A 20,935-nucleotide genomic window follows, 5' to 3' on the forward strand; every position below is an offset into this window, starting at 1 on the left:
TTGCCCGGCGAGACAAGAGTCGTGAAGTAACCGCTCGTCGGTGGCGGCGCAGACGATGTGGTCGGCGAGGTGCTGCTCGTCGGAGTCGGGCTGGGCGACGTCGATGTAGTCGACGATGGCGCCGGCGACGTCGCAGTGGCTGTCGGGGAGGACGTGGCACTGACCGTCGGTGAAGACGTGGCAGTGGCCGTCGGGGAGGACGTGGCGCTGGCTGTCGGGGAGGACGTAGCGCTGGCCGTCGGTGAAGACGTGGCACTGGCCGTCGGAGCTGCAGTCGGTGATCCGGAGTCGCTGATCGCGTAGTCATCCGTCGTGAGTGAGCCCGCCGACTGCAACTCGAAACCGAAGCTGATCGCGGTTGCATCCGCCGGAAGCTCAGGTGTGACGTACTCGGCCTGTGTCCAACTGCTTGCCACCGGCAGCGTCGAGCCGCTGGTCCAGCGTACCCAGGTTCCCGATGTGTCCCGGTAGGACGCGGTGAGGTGGGCCTGTCCACCGGTGTGATACCACCCGCTGAGCGTGTACTGGTGTCCGGGGATCACCGCTGGACCGCATCCACTGGAGCCCATCTGGACGAACAATCCGCGCATCCCGGACCGGTAGCCGGTGATGGTCACCTGCTCTGCCCGGCTACCGCTGTGTGCAGCTGTGGTCCACGTGAAGCTGTACCGGTTCTTTCCGTAACCCTGCGGCTGCCAGCAGTCCGGGACGCGATCATTGTTCGCGTCGGATTCCAGCGACGGATTCGTCATCGAGATGGTTGTCGCATCGGCGGATCCGATGTTGCCTAGCGATGTCAGCATCACAACCAGCGCCGCCAGCGCGGTTACGCCCGCGACACCCGAGAGCCAGCGATCGCGGCGGCGGAGATGGCGGAGGCGTGCGACCGGCGAGGGCCGGTCCGTTCGGGTCTGCCGGTGCCGGCTCACGACCTCACCCCCCGAACGGACGAGCTCCTCAGCGGGTCGTTGACTGCGCCACGTTTCAGCGTGGCAGGGTGCGAGACGATGCGTTGAACAGGACGATTGACGGCCGTACGTGGGCACGCACGAACGCCGTGACGGTATCGGGGCAAGGCAAAACCTCCGCCACGCCTACGGGGTCAGCTGTCGGGTTCGGGCGCGGTGGTGCCCGGCCTAGCCGTCGATGCGACGCGGCTTCACCCCAAGGCCGTGCAAGGCACGACCGGTGGACCTGGAGGGCCCGGGTGGGTCCCCCGCTCCCGCCATCTGGATCGCAGGGGGCGCCTGGATCGTGGCGGGACTAGGCGTACCGACCAGACGCTGGTATTTGAACGGCCGAGGGGGCGTCGGCCCGCCGAACGATACACGATCGTTACCTTGCAGGCTATGCCCGTGTTTGGGTCATCTTGCCAACCACTCGCCGGTCTCGACACTGACCAGGTCGTTGCGCACCGCCGCGGTGACCGCCTCGAGCTGGGAGTGAACGCCGAGCTTGGTGAGCACGCTTTGGATGTGAGTGCGGGTCGTCGTGGCGCTGACGCCCATGGACCGGGCGCAGACGATGGCGCTCTCACCGCGGACCAGGTGGGACAGCACCTCGCGTTCCCGCGGAGTCAGATAGCGCGCCAGCCGCTGCACATCGGAGCGCTCGATGTGTCGACGACTCGCATGGCCGTCTCCGGAAGGTTGGTAGATCACCTCGCCCGCGTGCACGCGGGCGATCAGTGTCACCAGATCCTCGATCCGCTGCCGCTTGTCGACGAATCCGTCCACGCCGGCCGCCGTGCCGGCGGCCACCACGCCCGGCTGGATCACCGCAGTGAGAAGAACGAGTTTGGCATCCGGTGCGGCTGCCCGCACATTCAGGAGTACGTCGAGGAAGCTGCCGGACGGGTGGTCAATGTGCAGCAGACACATATCGACCGGTTCGGTCCTCAGTACCGCGAGCGCCCGGTCGGGCGAGTCGGTCACGGCCACCACTGTGTTTCCGGCCTCCTCGAGAAGCAGCGCGAGTGCTTCGGCCAACACGGCATGGTCGTCGCAGATCAGCAGTCGCACCGAAGTCCGCCTTTCGCACCGCACGGACAACCCACGGCGAGCCACACAGGCCGTGAGGTCCTTGGATGCGTGCCCGACCCGGCGACGTGCACGCGACCCGGAGAGGATCGCCCCCCATCGGACTCTGGCCCGACCTGGCCCCCAAACCCGGCCGGCACAGCCCATACGCTCACCGCCTCATAATTGAGGCTAAAACCAAGTCAGCACCGTCGATTGGCGAATGTCAAGCGAGAGCATTGCCTTGATCGGACGCCTCCCAGGAGAAGTACGGGACGCGCCGGAAATATGACCAAGAGTAGAGATTTGGGTGGTTGAGCCCACCACGGTGCCGCAGAAATTGAGCGCGTTGCGCTGCGTCAACGGCCAGACGGGCGCATACCGGCGCGAAGGGCCGTCGCGGATGCCTCGAGTGCGGAGTGCAGAGCCAGCTTGGTGAGCAGGCGCCGGATGTGGGTGCGCACAGTGTTCGTGGACACCCCGAGACGCATCGCTGTCTCGGCGCGGCCGAGACCGTCGACCATGCATTGCAGGACCTCCCGCTCTCGCAGGGAAAGTTCGACGAGCGGGTCGGGTATTCCGTCGGCGTCCCGGCCGGTGACGAGGCGTCGCAGCACGTCTGCGAGCAGTGCAGGCGGGAACCAGGCCTCACCTCGGGCGACGAGGCTGATGACCCTCACGATCAGGTCGCCATCGGCTGTCTTCGGGACCCACGCCAATGCGCCGTGCCGGACGGCGTCCACGACCGGATCGACGCCGGCAGCCGCACTGAGAACCAGCGGTCGTGTAGACGGATGCCACATATGCATGTGATCGAGAACGTCGATGCCTGTCGCGTCACCGAGAGCCAGGTCGAGCACGGCGACGTCCGGATGGCCTGTCGCGAGGATGGCGTACGCCTGCCGCGCGCTCTGTGCGGGGGGCAGCAACTCGAGACCGACCTCCCTGGCCAGCCGGCCGACGAGCGCATCAGTGAACAGCGTGTCGTCGTCCACAATCATGACCCGGACATGCGCCACGTCGCGATTCTTGCTGTCGTCGACGCTCTCCGCTTCCTCTAAATTGATGAGGCCGTGAAATTTGTTCTTTATGAGGGTCTGTTCTCGAATGCGTAGTGCGCACGTCCGGTTCCAATTTGGCGTCTCCGCGACCCCTGCCACTACCCGAAAGAATTGCTCCGCGTCGCTATTCCGCGGTGTATCGTGAGCCCATCGGCGGCGTAGAACGAAAAGCGGCCCGAAGGCCGCCGGGGTCGAGGAGCCTGGTGACGTTGTCCAGATCCCTCTCGAGGAAGCTGCTCTTCGCTTTGGGTATCGTCGTGCTCGCCGCCTGTATCGAGACGCCCGCCGTGGTGCCGCCCCCCGCCAGCGTCCGCCCGTCCGGAACTGGCCCGGCTACTGTGGGGATCTGGTTGACGGCGGCAGTGCGGGCGGATGGCGCGATGGACATCATCGAGACTGTCAAGCTGCGCAGTGCCGTCGACCACGTCTCGCTGAACTTGCCTCCGGTCCGGAGCGCCCTACGAGCACCGCCTCCAAGCGAGCCCTCCGCAATCTCTCTTCGCGGCGTAGCGGACGGTCGCCCCCTGGTCCTGGCGCCCAGCGAAGTTCGCGGGGCGATCGACCTGCCGATGTACGGGCTGGTCACCCGCCTGGAGTTGCGGTACCGGCTGACGGGTGCCACGGTCCGGAGCAAACCGTCCAGAGGACGGCGCGCGCTAGCGGTCGTCGCGCCGCTGACCGCTTCGGCAGACCCCACGCTCCCCACCACGATCCGGGTGACCGGAGCAGTTCTGCTGAATGCCTTCTGCCCGCGACTCGCCGAACAACTGTGCGCCGTCGGTGACCCGCCGCGGCTGTCCGTCCGCTCCCGGATCTCGGCTCAGAAGGCAGTAGTCGTACTGCAACTCGACCTCCCGGCACCGCCACGATAGCCGTCGGAGATCATCGGTGGCCGCTGTCGGCCGGCGTGACCGGGATCCCGCCGTCTCCCGGTCCGGGTCCGGTCGCTTCTCCCGGCCTCGACCGCTGGTTGCCCGGGACCCCGATGAAAAGGCCTCTGGGCGGCGTCACCCAGCGGAGCGGCATCCGCTGGTCGGCGATGAGTACCGACCCGATCAACCGACCGCCCGCCTGTTCGATCTCCACGCTGGCGGTCCGGACAGCGCTGCGCGACGAGTGGCGAGTGTGAGCGACCAGCAGTGTCATGTCGGTGAACGCGACAATGGCCGCGGTGTCGGCTGAGGACAGCACCGGTGGCGCGTCGACCAGGACAAGATCCGCGTCGCGGCACAGCGTCGGAAGGATCGCGCGCATCGTGTCGGCGAGTACGTAGCCCGGAGGCGCTGCCAGTCCAGGAGGAACCGCCTGAAGCCTATCGATTCCAGTGCCGAGCAGCGCCCTGTCGAGCGGTGCATGCCAGCTCGCGACGTCCACGAGACCGATGCTGTTGTCCACGCTCAAGAGTCGGGCGAGTTCCCTCTGGTGTGAGTCGGCACAGACCAGGATGACCCGCTTTCCGGAGAGCGCCAGAGCCGCCGCCAGGTTCGCGGCACAGACAGCTCGGCCGTGGTGTCCGACGGCGCTGGTGAGCACGAGAGTCTGAGCATCGCGTGTCGACGCGACGTGTAGAACCTTCGTTCGGAGGTAGCGGAAGGCCTCGGACGTTGCGGACTGCGGAGCCCGCAGGATCGCCAGTGGGGCACTGGGGCCGGACGGCAGTCTCCAGGTCGAGGGTACGGACGCGAGAGTGGGGGCACGAGTCTGCAGCTCGAGGTCGCGCGCACCGCGGAGCCGGTCGTCGAAACGATCGCGGACGACGGCGGTCACGACGCCGAGCACAAGGCCGACCAGAAGGGCGACACCCAGGTTCAGCGGGTAGTTCGGCCCGGACGGCGTGTCCGGCAGGCTCGCAGGGGTGATCACCGTCGCTTTAGGGCTGCTCTCGTCGGGCTTTGCCTGTCCGGACCGGTACTTGATGTACGCGTTGGCGAACGCACTGGCACGCCACCTCGCCTCCTGTGGGTTCGAGGAGGTGTACGCGAACCGGAGCACGTGCGTGTCGACCGGCACCTTGACCGACAGGCCCTGCGTGAGGTCGGCCAGCGGCGCACGGAGCGCCTTGGCGGCCAGCGCCGCGACGCTTCCCGACGTCGCGATCTCCCGCTCGGTCCCCATGTCGGGCGCCTGCGGCGCGGCGCCTTTCGGAACCGCGCGCGGCTCGACGACGACGGTCTCGACGGACGTGTACTCCGGCGGTTGGGTGCGCGTGATCCCGTACGCCGTGCCGACGGCCGCCAGAGTGAACGCGAGAACGAGGAGCGCATACCTCCGGAGCACGGTCGCGTACGCAGCCGGAGCTCGTCCACCACTCCGCTCCGGTGGCGTGGTACTCATCCCAGCTCCCCGCCGCCTCGAGTGCACGCGGATGCCCGCGTCGTCGCCAATGGCAGGGACTCGCCGTCCCCACTCCCTTCGAAGGTCTCACCTCGGTGACAGCGCGTCAACGCGAGCAGAGCGAAGAGCAGGTCAGCCGATCCCCGGTACGTGACATGCGGATCGAAGATCATCAGCACGGCACAGACCGCGACGGCGACGACAGACACGGCACCGGCGATGCTGCCGGCCCCCTGCCCGAACCGTGCTGCCCGCCAGCCTTGGCGCAGGCTCGCGCGGACGAAGAACAGATAGGCGGCGAGCAATGGGATCCCGCCGCCCCAGAGCAGCCAGATGTATCCGCTCTCGATCCAGACATATCCGGTCGCCTGAATGGCCACCGGAACCCTTGCCCCCGGCCGCACCCCGAGCAGGAAGTTCCAGTCGGAGAAGAGTTCTGGCAGGAAGTAGCTGCTCAGGTTGCGCAGCCGGCCGATCCAGCTCGCTGGAAGACCATGCACGGACTGGAAGCCGCTGAGCCGCTCGGCGACCACCGGCCACAGCACGAGGAACCCGGCAATGCCCGCCGGTGCAGACATCAGCGGGATATTCCACGACCGGCCGACGATGGCGACCGCGACGACAGCGACCAGCAAACCGAAGAAACTCGAGAACTCTCCGGACGCGAGACAGCCGAAGATGAGCAGGACCGCGGCGGGCGCAAGCAGTGCGCGCCGACGGCCCTGCATCCAGAAGCAGGCCACGATCGCGAGGTTGAACATCATCAGATCTGCGGCTGCGGCTGGGAGTGCCAATGTCGAGCCACCGCGAGGCTTGGACAGGGCGCCGACGTACCCGAACGGCGCGTAGTACATCGCTAGCAGGCTACGCACGCCCAGCAGGTCGAGTGCCTGCAGGATGCCGATGACCGCGACGACGCCCGCCGTGCAGACCGAGATCCACAAGCAGCGTCTTATCTGCCGATCCGTGGTGACGCTCGCTCGCACGATGGCGTAAACCGCCACGAACTTCCACAGCACGAGGGCGTACAGGTAGTCGTCCTGGCTCGGTGTGCGATGCCGCAGGAGCATCCAGAGCAACGGTATGACCGAGTTGGCAACGGACATCAGCAGCAACGCCCACGCGACGGCCGTCAGCCGGACCCTCAGCTCATGCCCAGTGCGCATCAGGACTATCGCTCGCGTTACCAGGGTGGCGGCAAGGACGAAGTACAGCGCTTCGTTCGGCCTGAGCACCGGGATCGCGGTGCCACGGTCGATGCCGGCGACCAGCGGGGTGACGCCGACGACGAGGTATGCGGCGAGTGCCGGTCGGGCCCAGACACAGGCAGCCAGAAGCAGCACGGCCGTGCCACCGAGCGCGATTGCCGGTGATTCGGCCGCCAGCCAGCCGCCTCCGCCCGCGACCACCAGACCGCCAAGGACGACAGCACGCGGGGGCAGCCCGTCGTGTCGCCGGGGCAGGGCGGGCCGATCCATCCGACCGCCGAGCTCGGTCATCGCCATCGGCGGCTCCTCAACCAGAACCGGCCAGCTTGCCGCGGAGTCGGGCGAGACCGCGGATGCCGGACGAAAGCTCCGGCGCGCGCCACATCGCTTGCACCGCAAGGTAGGTCGCGCCACCCACGACCGCCGCCGCGACCACCGCCAGTCCGGCGGTCGGGATCACCCGGGCAGTGAGCCAGGCGGGGCCCGCCATCAATGCCGCGCCCGCGCAGATCCGCAGCAACGACGGGACGAGCCGCTCGGTTCCGCGTCGACCCCACCGCTCGGCAGACCGGCTGAGTAGGCCGGCTGCGACCGCGACTGCGGTCGAGAACGCCAGACCGATCATGAACAGGACCGCCGTACCGCCCACCGACCCCGCCAATCCCAGCAGGGCGAAGCAGGTGACGGCCTGCACCAGCATGGCCACCAGCGGGGACCGGGTGTTCTCGCGGGCATAGCACGCGTACGACGAGATCGTGAAGGCGGTCTGACCGATCACGGCGGGCGCGAGAGCAGCGAGGGCGACGGCGACCATCGCGGGGCCAGTGGCCGAGTCCATGCGGCCGAAGGAGAGCAACTCCGCGAGGGGCTTGGCCAAGGTGAGGTAGCCGACCGCGGCGGGAATGGTCAAGAACAGTGCGAACGCGTACCCGCGTAGCAGTGTGTCCCGGTAGAGCATGGCTTGGCCGGCGTTGTACATCCGAGCCAACCGGGGCAGCACCGCGAGCGCCGTCGGGGTGACTCCGAGTGCTATGGCCAGATAGTAGAAATTGAGTGCGACACCGAATGCGATGACGCCGCCGGGCACCCGGTTCGCAAGCGCGAGCATCGTCAGTACCTGCATGGCCATCAGAACCGCCTGCCCGAGCGACGAGAGCGCTCTGCGCAGGAGCGCCCGCACCTCGGGGTCGTTCCAACCGCTCCGCGGCAGCAGTGTGACCCCAGCACGCCTGGCACCCCACCACTGAACGCCGGCATGCAGTACCACCGCCCCGGTGGTGCCGAGGCCGAGCAAGAGCAGCTCGCCTCGCGGAAGATCGTCCAGGGTCGCGCCGGTGCCGTATGTGACCGCGGCCAGAGCCAGCACGGCGATCATGCCGACATTCTCGAGCGCGGGCGCCGCCGCCGCGAGGGCGAATCGGCGCCGCGCGTGCATGATCGCGCTCGCCGTGCCGATGACGGCGTAACAGAAGACCTGGGGCATGAACATCACGATCAGCCATCGGCCCACCCGCTCCTGATCGGCACCCACCTCGCCAGTGCCGCCGGGTGACGCCACGCGCAACAGGAGCGGCGCCAGCCAGATCACAAGCGGCGTCGCGACCGCGAGTCCGAGCACCGTGAGGCCGAAGAAACCGCCGGCGACCCGCTCCGACGCCGCGCGGTCGTCGGCATCGATGTGCCTGACGAGCGCCGGGACGAGCAGCGAGGTGAACAGGGAGCCCGCAAGCAGTCCGTAGTACACGAGGTTGGGCAGGGCGTTGGTGAACTGGAACGTGTTGCCGAGGAAGGTTGGCCCAAGTACGGCGCCGATCGCCATGATCTTGACGACGCCGGTGACCCGGCTCAGTACGGTCCATGCGGCGACCGTGATCGAATCGCCGACTGCGTCGGCGGCCGAACTATGCTCCCGGACGCCGGCCACCGTCGTCACAGGCCGTTTCTCGCCAGGACGGCTGGCACGGTTCGGAGCAGGATCAGCAGGTCGAACATCAAACTCTGCCGTTCGACGTACTCCAGATCGAGCTCGAGCGTCTGGCGCATGGTGAGCCGGTTGCGGCCGCTGGTCTGTGCAAGCCCGGTCAGGCCCGGTACGGCGAGAAAGCGGTCACGGCACGGCGGACCACAGAGGTCGGCCTCCCACGGCAGCATCGGGCGCGGCCCGACGAGGGACATCTCACCCCTCAGCACGTTAACTAGCTGGGGCAGCTCGTCAAGGCTGGTCCGGCGTAGGAACCGGCCGACCCGGGTGATCCGCGGGTCGGCTTCCAGCTTGTAGAGGCCGGACTCGCCACCGACCTCTGGGTTGTCCGACAGCAGCCGCTGCATGTAGTGCCGATGGATGTCGTCCGGACAGTGGTCATACATGGTCCGGAACTTGTACATCAGGAACGGCCGGTGGTCGCGCCCTAGGCGAATTTGCCGGAACAGCGCCGGGCCCGGTGTGGTCGCCCGGACGATCGTGGCGATCACCAGCATCGCCGGTCCCGCAAGCGTGAGGCACGCGACGGCCACAACCAGGTCGAGAACCCGCTTCGCGACCCTGCGACCCACGACCGGGCGGGTCCGGACGCGCGCGCTCGGCCGGGCGATGCCCGTCATGGCGATTCCCGCTCGGTTCGCACCGATCCGGCCGCCCTGCGGTGTGCCATTCGGAGCCGGTGCCCGTCGCCAGGCACAGCCTCGACGCGCCGGCTGATCTCGACGAGGTCCTCGATCCGGCCGTGCACCATGGCGGGGTTGCCGTAGGCAACGCAGCCGTCCGGCACATCCCTGGTGACGACGGCTCCGGCGCCGACCAGCGCCTCCGCCCCGATCCGGACGTAGGGCAGCAACGTCACGTTGACACCGATCCGGGCACCGGGTCCGATCGACGGTCCGGACATCAGCCGGGCGGACGCCGGATCACCGGGATAGAGGTCGTTGGCCACGGTGACGCCTGGCGCGAGGAATGCGCCGGCGCTGATCTCCGTGAACTGAGCTAGGTAACAGTTGGCATGGATCTTCACTCCGTCCCCGATGCGGCAGCCGTAGTCGACGACCGAGTTGCTCCAAACGCACACGTCATCACCGATGACGCATTCCTCGCGGATGACGACGTTGTGCCCGGTCTCGAAGCGAGCTCCGATGTGTGAGCCCCCGTAGATGACCGTGCCGCTGCGCAGGTGGGCGCCTGGCGCCAGCACCAGCCGCTCGGTACTGTCCTTGATAGGCCGGCCGGGCTGGTATCCGACGATGACGCCTGCATCGGCATGGAGCGGCTCGATCAACGGCGCGTCACTGGCCATAGGCGGCTCTCCTGGATTTCCGATTCCTATGCACAGCCGGCCGTCGGACAAGCTCCAGATCCGCTGACGACCGACCACCTGGGACGAGTTCGCACAGCGCAGCGGAGACGCGGGCGACCTGGCGTGTCTGCAGCTGTGGAAACAGCGGCAGAGACAGCACTTCGTTGGCGGCCTGCTCGACGACAGGCAGCGGTGCGGTGGCGAAATGCTCGTACGGCGGCTGCCGGTGGCAAGGGATCGGATAGTGGATTCCGGTCCTGATCCCAAGCTCGTCGAGGCAGGCACGTACTGCATCTCGTCGTGGAACCCGGGCGACCGCGAGGTGGTAGACGTGGCCGGCCTCTTCTCTGGCCCCCACCAGACGCACCCCGGAGTCCGCCAGCTGCCGCTGGTACTCCGCGACCAGTGCGCGGCGCGACTCTGTCCACCTGTCGAGGTGCGGAAGCTTCGCCGAAAGGACCGCGGCCTGCAGGGCGTCGAGTCGGCTGTTCGTGCCGACCTCGACATGCTGGTGGTGAGACCAGCTCGCCCTGCCGTGATCACGCAAGCACTCGAGCCGCCGCGTGAGTTCGGAGTCATTGGTCACCACCGCGCCGGCGTCGCCGAAGGCGCCGAGATTCTTGGCGGGATAGAAGCTGAAACACCCGGCGCTGCCGAACGATCCCGCTCGGCCATCACGCCAGGTCGCACCATGCGCCTGGGCGGCGTCCTCGACGACGGCGATGCCCGCCCGGTTCGCCACCTTGCCGAGTGCGTCCATGTCCGCCATCTGCCCGTAGAGCTGAACGACGATGACCGCCGCCGTCCGGCCCGTGATCGCCGCCTCGAGGTCGTCCGCGCCGATCAGCAACGTCTCCGGGCTGACGTCGGCGAAGCGCGGGACGGCGCCGGCCAGCACGACAGCCTCCACGGTTGCCACGAACGTGTTCGCCGGCACGACGACATCGTCACCGTGGCCGATGCCCAGCGCCTGCAGCGTCAGTCGCAGCGCATCGGTGCCGTTGGCAACGCTGACGGAGTGCTTCGTGTGGCAGTATGCGGCCCACTCCTGCTCGAAGCGCTCGACGGCGGCGCCGCCGATGAACTCGTTCCGGTCCAGGAGGCCGGACCAGGCCGCCTCAACGTCGTCACGGACCTCGCCGGTCATTGCCCCTAGGTCGGTGAAGGGGATGACGTCGGTCATCGCGGCACGGGCTCGAGCGTCGGCTCGCGGTCCGGCTGGCCGGCATTGCCGTGCTTAGTGCCGGAGGTGTCCTTCACCTTGCCGTTGCGGATCTCATCGACGCTGACGGGACGCCCGAGGAGCAGCGACAGCTGTGCGCACTCGAGCACCTCGACGACGGCAAGGCCGTTCGTCCCGTCCGTGAGTGGACGCTCACCCTTGAGGATGCACTCGACGAAGTGGCCGTCCTCGACCGCGAGTGGCTCGTCGGACGCCAGGAACGGCGACACGATGTCGCCGTAGCGATACGACATCGGTGGCAGTGTGAGGCTCTCGTCACCCGAACTGCCGTATTCGGCCGGGAACAGAACGCCCTTGTCATGAATCCGGATTCGTTCCTCCGACGCCAGGTCGTCGTACACCGCCATCTTCCGACTGCCGACCGCGGTGACCCGGCGGACCTTGCACGGATCAAGCCAGCTGACGTGGATGTTCGACGACATGGTGGAGTCGGCGTAGATCAGCCGCAGGTAGGCCACGTCCTCGAACCGCGCGTCGACGTGCCTCCAGCCCCAGGCCTGCACGGCCACGGGAGTCCGACCGAGAACGTTGTTGATGATCGAGACGTCGTGCGGCGCGAGATCGAAGATCACGTTCACGTCGCCTTGGTACAAGCCGAGGTTGAGCCGCTGTGTGTTGATGTAGTAGACGTCGCCCAACACGCCGGTCTGAATCAGCTCCCGCAGCTTCCAGACTGCCGGGCTGTATTCGAAGGTGTGGCCGACCATCAGCGTCACCCCTGCCGCATCGGCCGTGGCGATGAGGTGGCGCGCGTCGGCGGACCTGGTGGTCAGCGGTTTCTCCACGAGAACGTGTTTGCCGGCCTCGAGCGCGAGCGTCGCCAGTGGTGCGTGCGTGGTCGGCGGAGTGGCGAGGATGACCGCGTCGACATGGGTCAGCGCCTGCTCCAGCGTGGTGAAACAGGCGCTTGCCGGGAAAGTGTGTCCTACGCTGTGCAGCCGGCCCTCGCGACCGTCGACCAGGACGACCCGGTCCACTGCATCGATCGAGTGCAACACTCGAACATGTTTGGACCCCCAGTAGCCGCAGCCGACCACTCCGACCCGCAGGCCGGCGCCCAGTCCCATCACAGACCCCCTGCCTCGATTCCCCCGCCCCCAAGCCGCGTGAGCGACCGCTTGTCCGGCTCGTCAGGCCTGGACTCGCTTCTTTACCGTCTGTTACGGAGGTCGGCATCCGGCACCCGCATATGGACGACACTGTGTACGCCGAATACCGGATTTCCGGCCCGTCTCCCACCAAATACGCTCGGCTGCAGTGGAGGGGGTTCACGGTGCGTCGATCAAAGGTGTCGGCACCTGTCGGCCGGGCTGCTCGGGTATCACTCGAGCACAGAGGCAACTCGTTGCTGCGCGCTTTCCTGGGGACGATCCTCGTTGCTCTCGCGCTCCAGGCGTGGCCTCAGGCGGCGCCCGAGGCGGACGCGGCCGACCCCGCGACCGTCGTCTCGCTGACGTTCAACGACGCGCACGTGAGCGCATACACCTATGCGCGCCCGATCCTGCAAGCTCACGCCATGAACGCCACGTTCTACTTGGCCAGCGGCTGGATCGACAAGTCGTTCGCGTGCTGCATGCCGTGGTGGCAGGTGGACGACCTGTACCGCGACGGCAACGAGATCGGTGGAATGGGTACCGATCACAAGGATCTGACCCAGACGTACTTCACCGACTGGACCCAGGACTACGCCTACAAGCGGCAACAGGTCTGTGGCGACTGGCAACGGCTCTCCGACAGTGGCTATGACCCGCAGACCTTCGCCTACCCGGCGGGGGCGTATCGCTATACCTACCCCGACGCGAGCACGGCTCAGAGCATTGTGAAGAGCTGTGGTTATCGATCCGCGCGGGCTGCAGGCGGGCTGTCCCCCACCGGCCCGGTCTATAGCGAGACGCTTCCGCCCAAAGACGCTTACGCCGTACGGACGCCGAACAACTCGTCGACGGCACCTCTGCAGCTGTCGACGCTGCAGAGCTGGGTAACGGGTGCCGCAACCCATGGCGGTGGCTGGGTGCCGCTGGTGTTCAACCAGGTCTGCCACAACGGCGCCTCGACCTATTCGTCGTGCATGTCGTCGTCGAAACCGATTGACGACAGCGTGTTCGGCGCGCTGCTCGACTGGCTCGCGAACGCCGGCCAGCCCGGTGGTGCGCCCGCGGGCACGACCGTCCAAACCGTCCGCCAGGCGATAGGCGCGCCTGCGCAGCCGACACTGCCGCCGCGGCCGACGGTCGTCTCACTGACCTTCGACGACGGCGACGCCAGCCAGTACGAGACGCTGCCGATGCTGACGGCTCACGGCATGCGCGGCACCTTCTATATCTCGTCGAGCAACAAGACCATCACGTGGCCGCAGGTCAGCGACCTCTACGCCGCCGGAAACGAGATCGGCGGTCACACCGCGAACCATGTCGACCTGACCAGCTCCAACCTCACGAACGACCAGAAGGTCCGCGAGGTGTGCGACGACCGGCAAACGTTGATCCAGCGTGGCTACAACCCGGTCAGCTTCGCCTATCCGTTCGGCTCCTACGACCAGAACGCGCAGAACATAGTGCAGTCGTGCGGGTACCAGTCCGGTCGGCGGGCCGGTGGTGCGACTCAGACCGGACCGACCTACTCCGAGACGATCCCGCCCGCCAACGCGTACACGATCCGGACGGCGTATCGGGCCGCTACCAACGAGCTGCAGCTCGCGGACCTGACGGCGCCCGTCACCGCTGCCGCAAGTCACGGGGGCGGCTGGGTGGTCCTGGTCTTCCACGAGATCTGCGTCCAGGGCCAGAGCAACTTCAACTCCTGCATGGCGTCTTACAAGCCGGTTCGGAACACCACCTTCAATGTATTCCTTGACTGGCTCCGCGACAGCCCACCGCCGGACACAAGTGTGCGGACGGTCGGTCAGGTGATGAACGTTGCATGAGCTGCCAAGCGGAGGGTCCTTATGACCATGAGCTACCCGACGCAACTACTGAGGCCGAGCGCCATCACTGAGCGGGCGCTCGGTGTTTGCAGGCTGTACGTCGTACGGCACGGCACGACCACCATGAACGTCGAAAACCGCTATCGCGGACGACGTGACATCCCACTGGACGCACAGGGGTATCAGGACGCGGTCGACGCCGCCCGCTTGCTGTCGAAGGTCGGCCTGACCGCCGTCTACACCGGGCCGCTGCGGCGCACGATTGCCACTGCGCAGATCATCGCGGACGAGGCACGGGTGCCGGACCTGCGCATCCTGCACGGGCTCAACAACGTCGACTACGGGGCCTGGGAGGGCATGACCGCCGACGAGGCGATGATGTACGACCCGGTGGCATTCGGCCTGTACCGGACCTCGCCCAGCCGCGCGGCCTGTCCGCTCGGCGAACGGCTGAGCGACGCCCAGGACCGCATGATCGGTGCCCTGCAGCTGATCGGCTCCCGGCACCTCGGCGAGACAGTCGCCGCGGTCACGCACGCGGTCATGATCCGCCTCGCCGTCGCCCGTCTCAATGGCGTGGACGCGGAGTCCTGGCGGATCCCTGTCGGGCGCGGATCGTTGTGCGGCTTCGAGATCGACGCCGCCGGAACCCGGCTGACGGACCTGCCTGCCGGCAGCGACGTCGACTGACATGGGCCACCTGCACCGCCGGAACGGCTCAGCGCCGTACGACGCCGTACCCCGCATCCTCTTTCTCGTCGAAAACGTGGCCCTCGCGCGTGACCACCGGCTGCGGAAGCAGGCGGAAGCCCTCGTGGCGGAGGGATTCGCAGTCTCGGTGATCTGTCGCCGCGACCCCGGCAACCACGGGCTGGCGGGCGTGCGGCTGTACGAGTACGCCGCGCCGGCAGACGCCGCCTCGAAGCTCGGCTTCGTCCGTGAGTACGGCTACTCGTGGTTGATGGCGGCCGGACTGACCCTGCGAGTGTTGCTCACGGAGGGCTTCGACGCCGTCCAGGCATGCGGCAATCCCGACATCTACTTCACGATCGGAGCGCCGCTCAAGCTGTTGGGCAAGCCATTGGTGTTCGACCAGCGTGACCTCGCGCCTGAGCTCTACGCGGCCAGGTACGGGCGGGACGGCGGAGCTGTTCACCGCACGCTGCGCTGGTTGGAACGGGTCAGCTACCGCAGCGCGGACCACGTGATCACGGTCAACGACTCGCTGCGCGACGTCGCATACCGGCGTGGGGAACTGCCACCTGGCACGGTCACCGTGGTCGGGAACGGTCCCGCACTGGCCCGCACAGGCCGGCGGCAGCCTCGCCCGGAGCTGAGACACGGCCGCCGGCATCTCGTCTGCTGGCTCGGTCTGATGGGGCCGCAGGATCGCGTCGACCATGCGCTGCGTGCCATTCACGAACTTGTCCACGGGGCCGGCAGGAACGACACGCACTTCGCGTTCGTAGGCGAGGGTGAGGCTCGCGAACCGAGCGAGATGCTCGCGGCCGAGCTGGGGCTTCGCGACTGGGTGAGCTTCCCCGGCTGGGTGGACGAGGAGGAGGCATTCACCTACCTGTGCACCGCGGACGTCGGCCTCGAGCCGAACCTGGAGGAGATCGTCTCGCCGGTGAAGGGGATGGAGTACATGGCCTTCGCGCTTCCTTTCGTGGCCTTCGACCTGAAAGAGACGAGAGCACTCGCAGGACCCGCCGCCTGTTACGCGCGCCCGGGGGATGACGCGGAGTTCGCACGGCTTATCGCTGAGCTGCTCGACAATCCAGAACGCCGCGCGGCGATGGGCCAGGCCGGCCGGCTCCGAGTGGAGCAAGCGATCGCGTGGGACCACCAGCAGCCGGCGTACGTCGACGTGTACCGGCGGCTGCTCGACCGGGAAGTGGTGTAGGTGACGGGATCGGCGCTCGGGCGCCTGAGGTATGTCCTACGGAGCAGGATCGCCGAATATCCGGCGCTGTACTTGCCGCTCGCACGGAGGAAGTACCCGGGACCGAGCCCCGAGGTCGTCGGCTGTGAGACCGAACTGGTCATCGACGGCTACACCAGATGTGCGAGCACGTTCGCCGTGTACGCATTCCAGATTGCCCAGCCGCGGCCGGTGCGCGTCGCTCACCATCTGCATGCACCAGCCCAGCTGATCGCCGCCGCCAAAGCACGGACGCCGGCTCTTGCCCTGATCCGCGAGCCGAAGGGGGCGATCCTCTCGCAGCTGGTTCGCGAACCATGGGTGGCCCTCGCCGACGCCCTCGTGGGGTACGCCAGGTACTACGAACGCGTCATGCCGTACACGCCGTACCTGGTGGTTGCAGACTTCGACGATGTTACCCGGGACTTCGGTGCGGTGGTCCGGCGGCTCAACGCACGATTCGGTACGACGTTCGTGCCCTTCGAGCCGACGGAGGTGAACGTACGGACCTGCCTGGAGTTGATCCGTGAGCGGCCGAGCCTGTCGCCGGCGCTGCTCGGGTTCGAGTCCGGAACCGTTTCGATCTCCGAATGGAGAGCAAGCCACAAGGGGGATCCAGAGGCAGCGACAGACCCGCGCCGGGATGTGTGGGTGCCATCCGCTGACCGGGAGCGATCCAAGGCGGCATTGCATCAGGAGTGGTTGCGTCCCGAGCTCGCGTCCCGCCGCGCGCGTGCATGGCGGGCGTACGAGGAGTTTCGCGCCGATGCAAACGGGGGATGCGATGACTGAGGTAGTCGGTGCCGAGCCGCACGGTGGCGTCTTGGCCAACCTGCTGGTCGACGCCGACCGGGGCGAGGAACTGAGAGCTCGAGCCACAGCGTGGCCGAGCTGGCGACTCACCGCGCGCCAGCTCTGTGACCTGGAACTGCTGTCCGGTGGTGGTTTCTCGCCATTGCGGACGTTTCTCGGCAGGACGGACTACCTGGCGGTGTGCACGTCGATGCGACTCGCCGACGGCACGCTCTGGCCGGTGCCGGTGACTTTGGACGTACCGGCGAAGATTCCGGCGACGCTCGGTCCGGACGGGGTACTGGCATTGCGGGATCGCGACGGAGCCCTTTTGGGTGTCCTCCAAGTGACGGAGGTGTACAGGCCGGATCTGCGGGATGAGGCGGCCTGGGTGTTCGGCACCCTCGACCCTGCGCACCCGGGCGTGGATCACCTGCTGCGTCACACTCATCCGGTGTACGTCACCGGCCGCCTGGAGCTCCTGCGAGCGCCGGTCCACGACGACTTCCAGCAGCTCAGGCATTCCCCGCGAGACCTGCGGGTCGAGTTCGAGCGGCGCGGGTGGACGAGCGTGGTCGCGTTCAACACACGCAATCCCATGCACCGTGCGCACCAAGAGGTGACTCTACGCGCGCTTGACGAGACCGGCGCCAATCTGCTGATCCACCCCATCGTGGGCATCACGCGTCCGGGCGACATCGACGCGGCCACAAGGGTGCGCTGCTACCAGTCGGTCCTTCCGAGCTACCCACACGGGCGGGTGATGCTGTCATTGTTGCCTCTGGCAATGCGCATGGCCGGACCGCGTGAAGCCCTGTGGCACGCGATCATCCGCAAGAACTACGGAATCACGCACTTCATCGTCGGTCGCGATCACGCAGGTCCCACCGACGTCACCGGCCGGCCCTTCTACGGCCTGTACGACGCACAGGAGCTCGTTCGTAGCCACGCGGCCGAACTCGGCGTGGGTGTGGTAGCGGTTCCGCAACTGGTGTACGTGCACGATCTCGGAAAGTACCTGCCCGAGGACGAGGTTCCTGCCGGCGCCCGAACTGTGATCGTGTCGGGCACGGAGATACGCCGCCGGCTCAAGGACGGAGATGAACTGCCCGAGTGGTTCACCCCGGCGGCGGTGGGAGCAATTCTGCGGCGTTCGGTGTTCTAAGCGCTCGCCGCGGGTATCCAGCCGCCGGCCTCGAGATGGCGAACGACCAACGCCAGGCAGGCCGCTTCGTCGAGTGTTGACGTGTCGATCCGCAGAGCGGCGTCGGGTGGCTCGTCGTACCTGTCACTGATGCCGGTGAACTGCGGTAGCAAACCTGCTCGGGCACGCCGATAGAGTCCCTTCACATCCCGGCGCTCGCATTCCGCAAGAGGTGTGGACACGTGCACCAGCACCAGGTCGCCGACGGCCTCGACCATCGACCGGACGGCCGCACGGCTCTCGAGATACGGCGCGATCGGAGCGCACACCGCGATCCCGCCGTGCCGCGCGACTTCGGCGGCGACGAAGCCGATCCGTCGTACATTGAGGTCGCGCCCGGCGTGGTCGAAACCCAGTCCCGCGGACAGCATCCGGCGTACGCCGTCACCATCGAGCAAGGTCACCGTCCGCGTCGTCTGCTCGTGCAGGTGCTGCACCAGGCCGCGGGCGAGGGTCGACTTGCCTGACCCGGAGAGGCCGGTGAAGAAGACCACCAGGCCGCGGCGGGCTCGTGGCGGTCGCCACGAGCTGAGCACGGGCGCCGCAGCGGCAAGCGCGGGCTCGTCAAGGCTCCCATCCGTTGCTGAAAGCAACGAGTCGAGAGCGCGCTGCCAGGTTGCGTCGTCGGCGCCGTTGAGCAGCTCGATACCTTCGAGTGTGTCCTGGGTCAGCTGATGCCGAGCGGCCGCCGCGAACCAAAGATGGGTACCGTTCGACCAGCGGGCCAGGGCAGCTGCGAGCTCGCGATCGGTTGAAGCATCCGCCCGCAGCGCCAGCGACACGTCGACCAGCGCGAACCGCTCTGGAAGCATCTCCGCCAGACACCGTCGCAGCAGGCGCGCGGGGAGCCCGTCCGGGGTCGCGCCCGCCATCGGCGCGAGCACGACCACGTCCGCGTGCATACCGTTTGCCGCGATCTCGATTCCCCGGATATCGGCCGTGGTCAACGGACGCGCCGGGACGACGACGATCCTGGACCGCTGGATGCGGGGTTGTGCCTCCTCGACCTCGTATCCGAGAGACTGAACGTATCCCTCGACGACTCCCTCGTCCGCCGATGCGGCGAAATTGTAGGTCAGGTCGTCGAGAACGGCGATCGGACGCGACTCCTCGTCGACGATGACAAGCTCGCCGTTTGCCGCCGCCTTGGCACGATCGATTTCACCGAGCCGGACGCGCGCACGCCCCGTCGGTGGTACCGACCTTCCGGTGGTCGCATCGCCCAGCACGTTGAGCGGCAACGCGACACCCGACAGTTCCAGTCGTAGGTCGGCCAGCGCGCGATCGTCCAACATCACCGCCGGCGCAGATTGCGCCGCGGACTGCGCGCGGATGGCACTCTCGGTCCGGTCGTTCAGCACGACGACCAGCGCTCCCATTTCGACATCAACCTGGATGGCATGTCGCCACGCGGCCAGTGTGCATGAAGGATGACGCCCGGGCCAGCGCGGAGGCGCACGTACGTCATTTTGAGGATCCCCGACGGCGAAGCATCCATGACGATGGGTGGGGCGTGGGTGGTGGTCCGGCCGCATGCGGTCGGGCGCGTGGCCGGGACGATGCGTTGAGGCCAGGGGAGGATGTATGCCGACCGAGACGTTGACTCCTCTAGTCCTCGGGTTGCTACTCCTCATCGGGGGCGCGAGCCTCCTGGGACAGGTCGCTGCCCGCCTGCGGCAGCCCAAAGTAGTCGGCGAGATACTGGCCGGTGTACTCCTGGGGCCATCTCTGCTAGGCCTGTTGGCCCCCGGCGTGACCGCGGACCTCTTTGGTGACGGTGACCAGGATCCAGCGACAGCCGTTCTGGGGTTCCTTTATCACCTGGGGCTCCTCATGCTGATGTTCGTCGCGGGCGCGAGTGTGCGCAATGTATTGGCGAAGGAGAACCGGAGGCCGACGGCCTGGCTTCTCGGGCTGGGCACCCCGCTCCCGTTCTTTCTCGCGCTTGGCATCGCTGCGGTCCTTCCGTTGGACGCTGTCATCGGCGAGGCAGGCAGCAGACCCGCAGTCATGCTGGTGATTGCCATTGCGGCTGCCGTCACCTCGATTCCCGTGATCAGCAAGATCTTCTACGACCTCGGTATTCTGCACACCAGATTCGCGAGCCTGATGCTCGGTAGGGCCGTTCTCGAAGACATTGTGCTTTGGGGGGTGCTCGCCCTTGCGACGGCCATCGCGTCCGCCACGGTTGCCTCGGCTGGCGGGGCCCTGGCCGAGGCGGTTTCTATCCATGTTGCTACAAACATCGTGTATATCGTTCTTGCGATGACGGCGGCGCCGGCCGTCCTGCGACGTCTCGGCCGAGCCCGATGGAATGTCGTAGCGAGCCAGGCGCCCATCGCCTGGATAATGGTTGTCCTCCTCGGCTACGTCGCTACGGCGGCATACCTTGACGTCACCCTTGCATTCGCCGCGTTTCTAGCCGGTTTCGGGATCGTGGGCGGCATGAGCCGCACCGAACACCACCGCCTGCGAGCGCCTTTGGACTCTACAATCCAGGTCTCATCTGCTGTCTTCATCCCGCTGTACTTCGCGATCGTCGGATTCCGCCTCGACTTCACTCGTGGGTTCTCGGGGCCAATGCTGGTCACCTTCCTCGTCGGGTCGTCCGTGGTCGTCCTGCTGTCGATTGGACTGGCGGCCAGACTGGCCGGCTTCCGTGGCCTCGATATCGCCAATCTCGCCATCACGTGCAATGCGCGCGGCGGACCGGGCATAGTGCTCGGCAGCGTCGCCTTCGACGCCGGTATCATCAATGCCCCCTTCTTCACGACGCTCGTCTGTACCGCCGTCCTGACCTCCCAGGCGTGCGGTCTCTGGCTTGACTTCGTCTTGCGCAAAGGGTGGCCATTGCTCTCAAGTGAAGGCCCTGCGGACCTTCACAGCTCATCACCCAACGCGCCGTCGACAAACGCCGCCGCTCGATCCAAAACCTAGCCGA

General features: G+C 67.1%; 18 protein-coding genes and 1 riboswitch. Of the genes, 8 read left to right on the plus strand and 10 right to left on the minus strand.

Annotated features, from left to right (window positions below; all coding sequences use genetic code 11):
* Positions 1-57 precede the first annotated feature (57 nt).
* Positions 58-303: a hypothetical protein gene (locus EV646_RS39085; RefSeq protein WP_206752054.1), complete on the plus strand. Its 246-nt coding sequence runs from the start codon at positions 58-60 to the stop codon at positions 301-303.
* 775 nt (positions 304-1,078) lie between these two features.
* Positions 1,079-1,256: riboswitch (cyclic di-AMP (ydaO/yuaA leader) on the minus strand.
* Between the two features lie 108 nt (positions 1,257-1,364).
* Here EV646_RS39085 and EV646_RS33415 read toward each other — a convergent pair.
* Together EV646_RS33415 and EV646_RS33420 are read right to left on the minus strand one after the other, a co-directional pair.
* On the minus strand, positions 1,365-2,021 hold the full coding sequence (locus EV646_RS33415; protein WP_158291087.1) for a response regulator transcription factor: 657 nt from the start codon (positions 2,019-2,021) through the stop codon (positions 1,365-1,367).
* A gap of 356 nt (positions 2,022-2,377) precedes the next feature.
* Positions 2,378-3,037: a LuxR C-terminal-related transcriptional regulator gene (locus tag EV646_RS33420; protein ID WP_132155802.1), complete on the minus strand. Its 660-nt coding sequence runs from the start codon at positions 3,035-3,037 to the stop codon at positions 2,378-2,380.
* A 245-nt stretch (positions 3,038-3,282) separates the two neighbouring features.
* On the opposite strand from EV646_RS33420, the gene EV646_RS33425 reads away from it, so the two are divergent.
* The gene (locus tag EV646_RS33425; protein ID WP_132155804.1) at positions 3,283-3,951 is read left to right on the plus strand and encodes a hypothetical protein; all 669 of its coding nucleotides are present in this window, start codon (positions 3,283-3,285) and stop codon (positions 3,949-3,951) included.
* Positions 3,952-3,961: 10 nt separating this feature from the next.
* Here the strand turns inward: EV646_RS33425 and EV646_RS33430 are convergent, their stop codons facing one another.
* From EV646_RS33430 to EV646_RS33460, 7 genes are read right to left on the minus strand one after another with little or no spacing between them, the layout of a single operon-like run.
* Positions 3,962-5,413, minus strand: a complete 1,452-nt coding sequence (locus EV646_RS33430) for a hypothetical protein (RefSeq protein WP_132155806.1) — start codon at positions 5,411-5,413, stop codon at positions 3,962-3,964.
* On the minus strand, positions 5,410-6,918 hold the full coding sequence (locus EV646_RS33435) for a hypothetical protein (protein ID WP_132155808.1): 1,509 nt from the start codon (positions 6,916-6,918) through the stop codon (positions 5,410-5,412). The genes EV646_RS33430 and EV646_RS33435 overlap by 4 nt, the downstream gene beginning before the upstream one ends.
* A 10-nt stretch (positions 6,919-6,928) precedes the next feature.
* Positions 6,929-8,554 carry a murein biosynthesis integral membrane protein MurJ gene (gene murJ / locus EV646_RS33440; protein ID WP_132155810.1) on the minus strand — a complete coding sequence of 542 codons (1,626 nt, stop codon included), beginning with the start codon at positions 8,552-8,554 and terminating at the stop codon, positions 6,929-6,931.
* Positions 8,551-9,222: a sugar transferase gene (locus EV646_RS33445; protein ID WP_132155812.1), complete on the minus strand. Its 672-nt coding sequence runs from the start codon at positions 9,220-9,222 to the stop codon at positions 8,551-8,553. Before EV646_RS33445 ends, murJ begins: the two co-directional genes overlap by 4 nt.
* The gene (locus tag EV646_RS40770) at positions 9,219-9,908 is read right to left on the minus strand and encodes an acyltransferase (protein ID WP_132155814.1); all 690 of its coding nucleotides are present in this window, start codon (positions 9,906-9,908) and stop codon (positions 9,219-9,221) included. Before EV646_RS40770 ends, EV646_RS33445 begins: the two co-directional genes overlap by 4 nt.
* Positions 9,898-11,091 (minus strand): DegT/DnrJ/EryC1/StrS family aminotransferase, encoded by a 1,194-nt coding sequence (locus EV646_RS33455; protein WP_132155816.1) that lies wholly within the window; start codon positions 11,089-11,091, stop codon positions 9,898-9,900. Before EV646_RS33455 ends, EV646_RS40770 begins: the two co-directional genes overlap by 11 nt.
* Positions 11,088-12,218: a Gfo/Idh/MocA family protein gene (locus tag EV646_RS33460; protein ID WP_132155818.1), complete on the minus strand. Its 1,131-nt coding sequence runs from the start codon at positions 12,216-12,218 to the stop codon at positions 11,088-11,090. The genes EV646_RS33455 and EV646_RS33460 overlap by 4 nt, the downstream gene beginning before the upstream one ends.
* Positions 12,219-12,424: 206 nt before the next feature.
* Here EV646_RS33460 and EV646_RS33465 point away from each other — a divergent pair, with 206 nt between their 5' ends.
* From EV646_RS33465 to sat, 5 genes are read left to right on the plus strand one after another with little or no spacing between them, the layout of a single operon-like run.
* Entirely contained in the window at positions 12,425-14,074 is a 1,650-nt protein-coding gene (locus EV646_RS33465; RefSeq protein WP_158291088.1) for a polysaccharide deacetylase family protein, read from the plus strand.
* Between the two features lie 21 nt (positions 14,075-14,095).
* Positions 14,096-14,764, plus strand: a complete 669-nt coding sequence (locus EV646_RS33470) for a histidine phosphatase family protein (RefSeq protein WP_132155822.1) — start codon at positions 14,096-14,098, stop codon at positions 14,762-14,764.
* A 1-nt stretch (position 14,765) separates the two neighbouring features.
* Positions 14,766-15,980: a glycosyltransferase family 4 protein gene (locus EV646_RS33475; RefSeq protein WP_132155824.1), complete on the plus strand. Its 1,215-nt coding sequence runs from the start codon at positions 14,766-14,768 to the stop codon at positions 15,978-15,980.
* Positions 15,981-16,790, plus strand: coding sequence for a hypothetical protein (locus EV646_RS39090; RefSeq protein WP_158291089.1), 810 nt, complete (start codon positions 15,981-15,983; stop codon positions 16,788-16,790). It abuts the gene before it with no gap.
* Positions 16,783-17,955, plus strand: a complete 1,173-nt coding sequence (gene sat / locus EV646_RS33480) for a sulfate adenylyltransferase (protein ID WP_158291090.1) — start codon at positions 16,783-16,785, stop codon at positions 17,953-17,955. Before EV646_RS39090 ends, sat begins: the two co-directional genes overlap by 8 nt.
* Here the strand turns inward: sat and cysC are convergent.
* Positions 17,952-19,373, minus strand: a complete 1,422-nt coding sequence (gene cysC, locus EV646_RS33485) for an adenylyl-sulfate kinase (protein WP_132155828.1) — start codon at positions 19,371-19,373, stop codon at positions 17,952-17,954. The two genes, sat and cysC, sit on opposite strands and share 4 nt — an antisense overlap.
* A gap of 205 nt (positions 19,374-19,578) precedes the next feature.
* Here cysC and EV646_RS33490 point away from each other — a divergent pair, with 205 nt between their 5' ends.
* Positions 19,579-20,931 (plus strand): cation:proton antiporter, encoded by a 1,353-nt coding sequence (locus EV646_RS33490; protein WP_132155830.1) that lies wholly within the window; start codon positions 19,579-19,581, stop codon positions 20,929-20,931.
* Positions 20,932-20,935 lie beyond the last annotated feature (4 nt).

Origin of the sequence: Kribbella antiqua (genome assembly GCF_004345665.1) — a bacterium.
Taxonomy (GTDB): Bacteria; Actinomycetota; Actinomycetes; order Propionibacteriales; family Kribbellaceae; genus Kribbella; species Kribbella antiqua.

What these genes read in the sequence shown, in the direction of transcription:
- sat (WP_158291090.1), top strand. Translation starts at nt 16,783, where the DNA reads ATGACTGAGGTAGTCGGTGCCGAGCCGCACGGTGGCGTCTTGGCCAAC.
- EV646_RS33490 (WP_132155830.1), top strand. Translation starts at nt 19,579, where the DNA reads ATGCCGACCGAGACGTTGACTCCTCTAGTCCTCGGGTTGCTACTCCTC.
- EV646_RS33470 (WP_132155822.1), top strand. Translation starts at nt 14,096, where the DNA reads ATGACCATGAGCTACCCGACGCAACTACTGAGGCCGAGCGCCATCACT.
- EV646_RS40770 (WP_132155814.1), bottom strand. Translation starts at nt 9,908, where the DNA reads ATGGCCAGTGACGCGCCGTTGATCGAGCCGCTCCATGCCGATGCAGGC.
- EV646_RS33460 (WP_132155818.1), bottom strand. Translation starts at nt 12,218, where the DNA reads ATGGGACTGGGCGCCGGCCTGCGGGTCGGAGTGGTCGGCTGCGGCTAC.
- EV646_RS33435 (WP_132155808.1), bottom strand. Translation starts at nt 6,918, where the DNA reads ATGGCGATGACCGAGCTCGGCGGTCGGATGGATCGGCCCGCCCTGCCC.
- EV646_RS33430 (WP_132155806.1), bottom strand. Translation starts at nt 5,413, where the DNA reads ATGAGTACCACGCCACCGGAGCGGAGTGGTGGACGAGCTCCGGCTGCG.
- EV646_RS33475 (WP_132155824.1), top strand. Translation starts at nt 14,766, where the DNA reads ATGGGCCACCTGCACCGCCGGAACGGCTCAGCGCCGTACGACGCCGTA.
- cysC (WP_132155828.1), bottom strand. Translation starts at nt 19,373, where the DNA reads ATGGGAGCGCTGGTCGTCGTGCTGAACGACCGGACCGAGAGTGCCATC.
- EV646_RS33445 (WP_132155812.1), bottom strand. Translation starts at nt 9,222, where the DNA reads ATGACGGGCATCGCCCGGCCGAGCGCGCGCGTCCGGACCCGCCCGGTC.
- EV646_RS33455 (WP_132155816.1), bottom strand. Translation starts at nt 11,091, where the DNA reads ATGACCGACGTCATCCCCTTCACCGACCTAGGGGCAATGACCGGCGAG.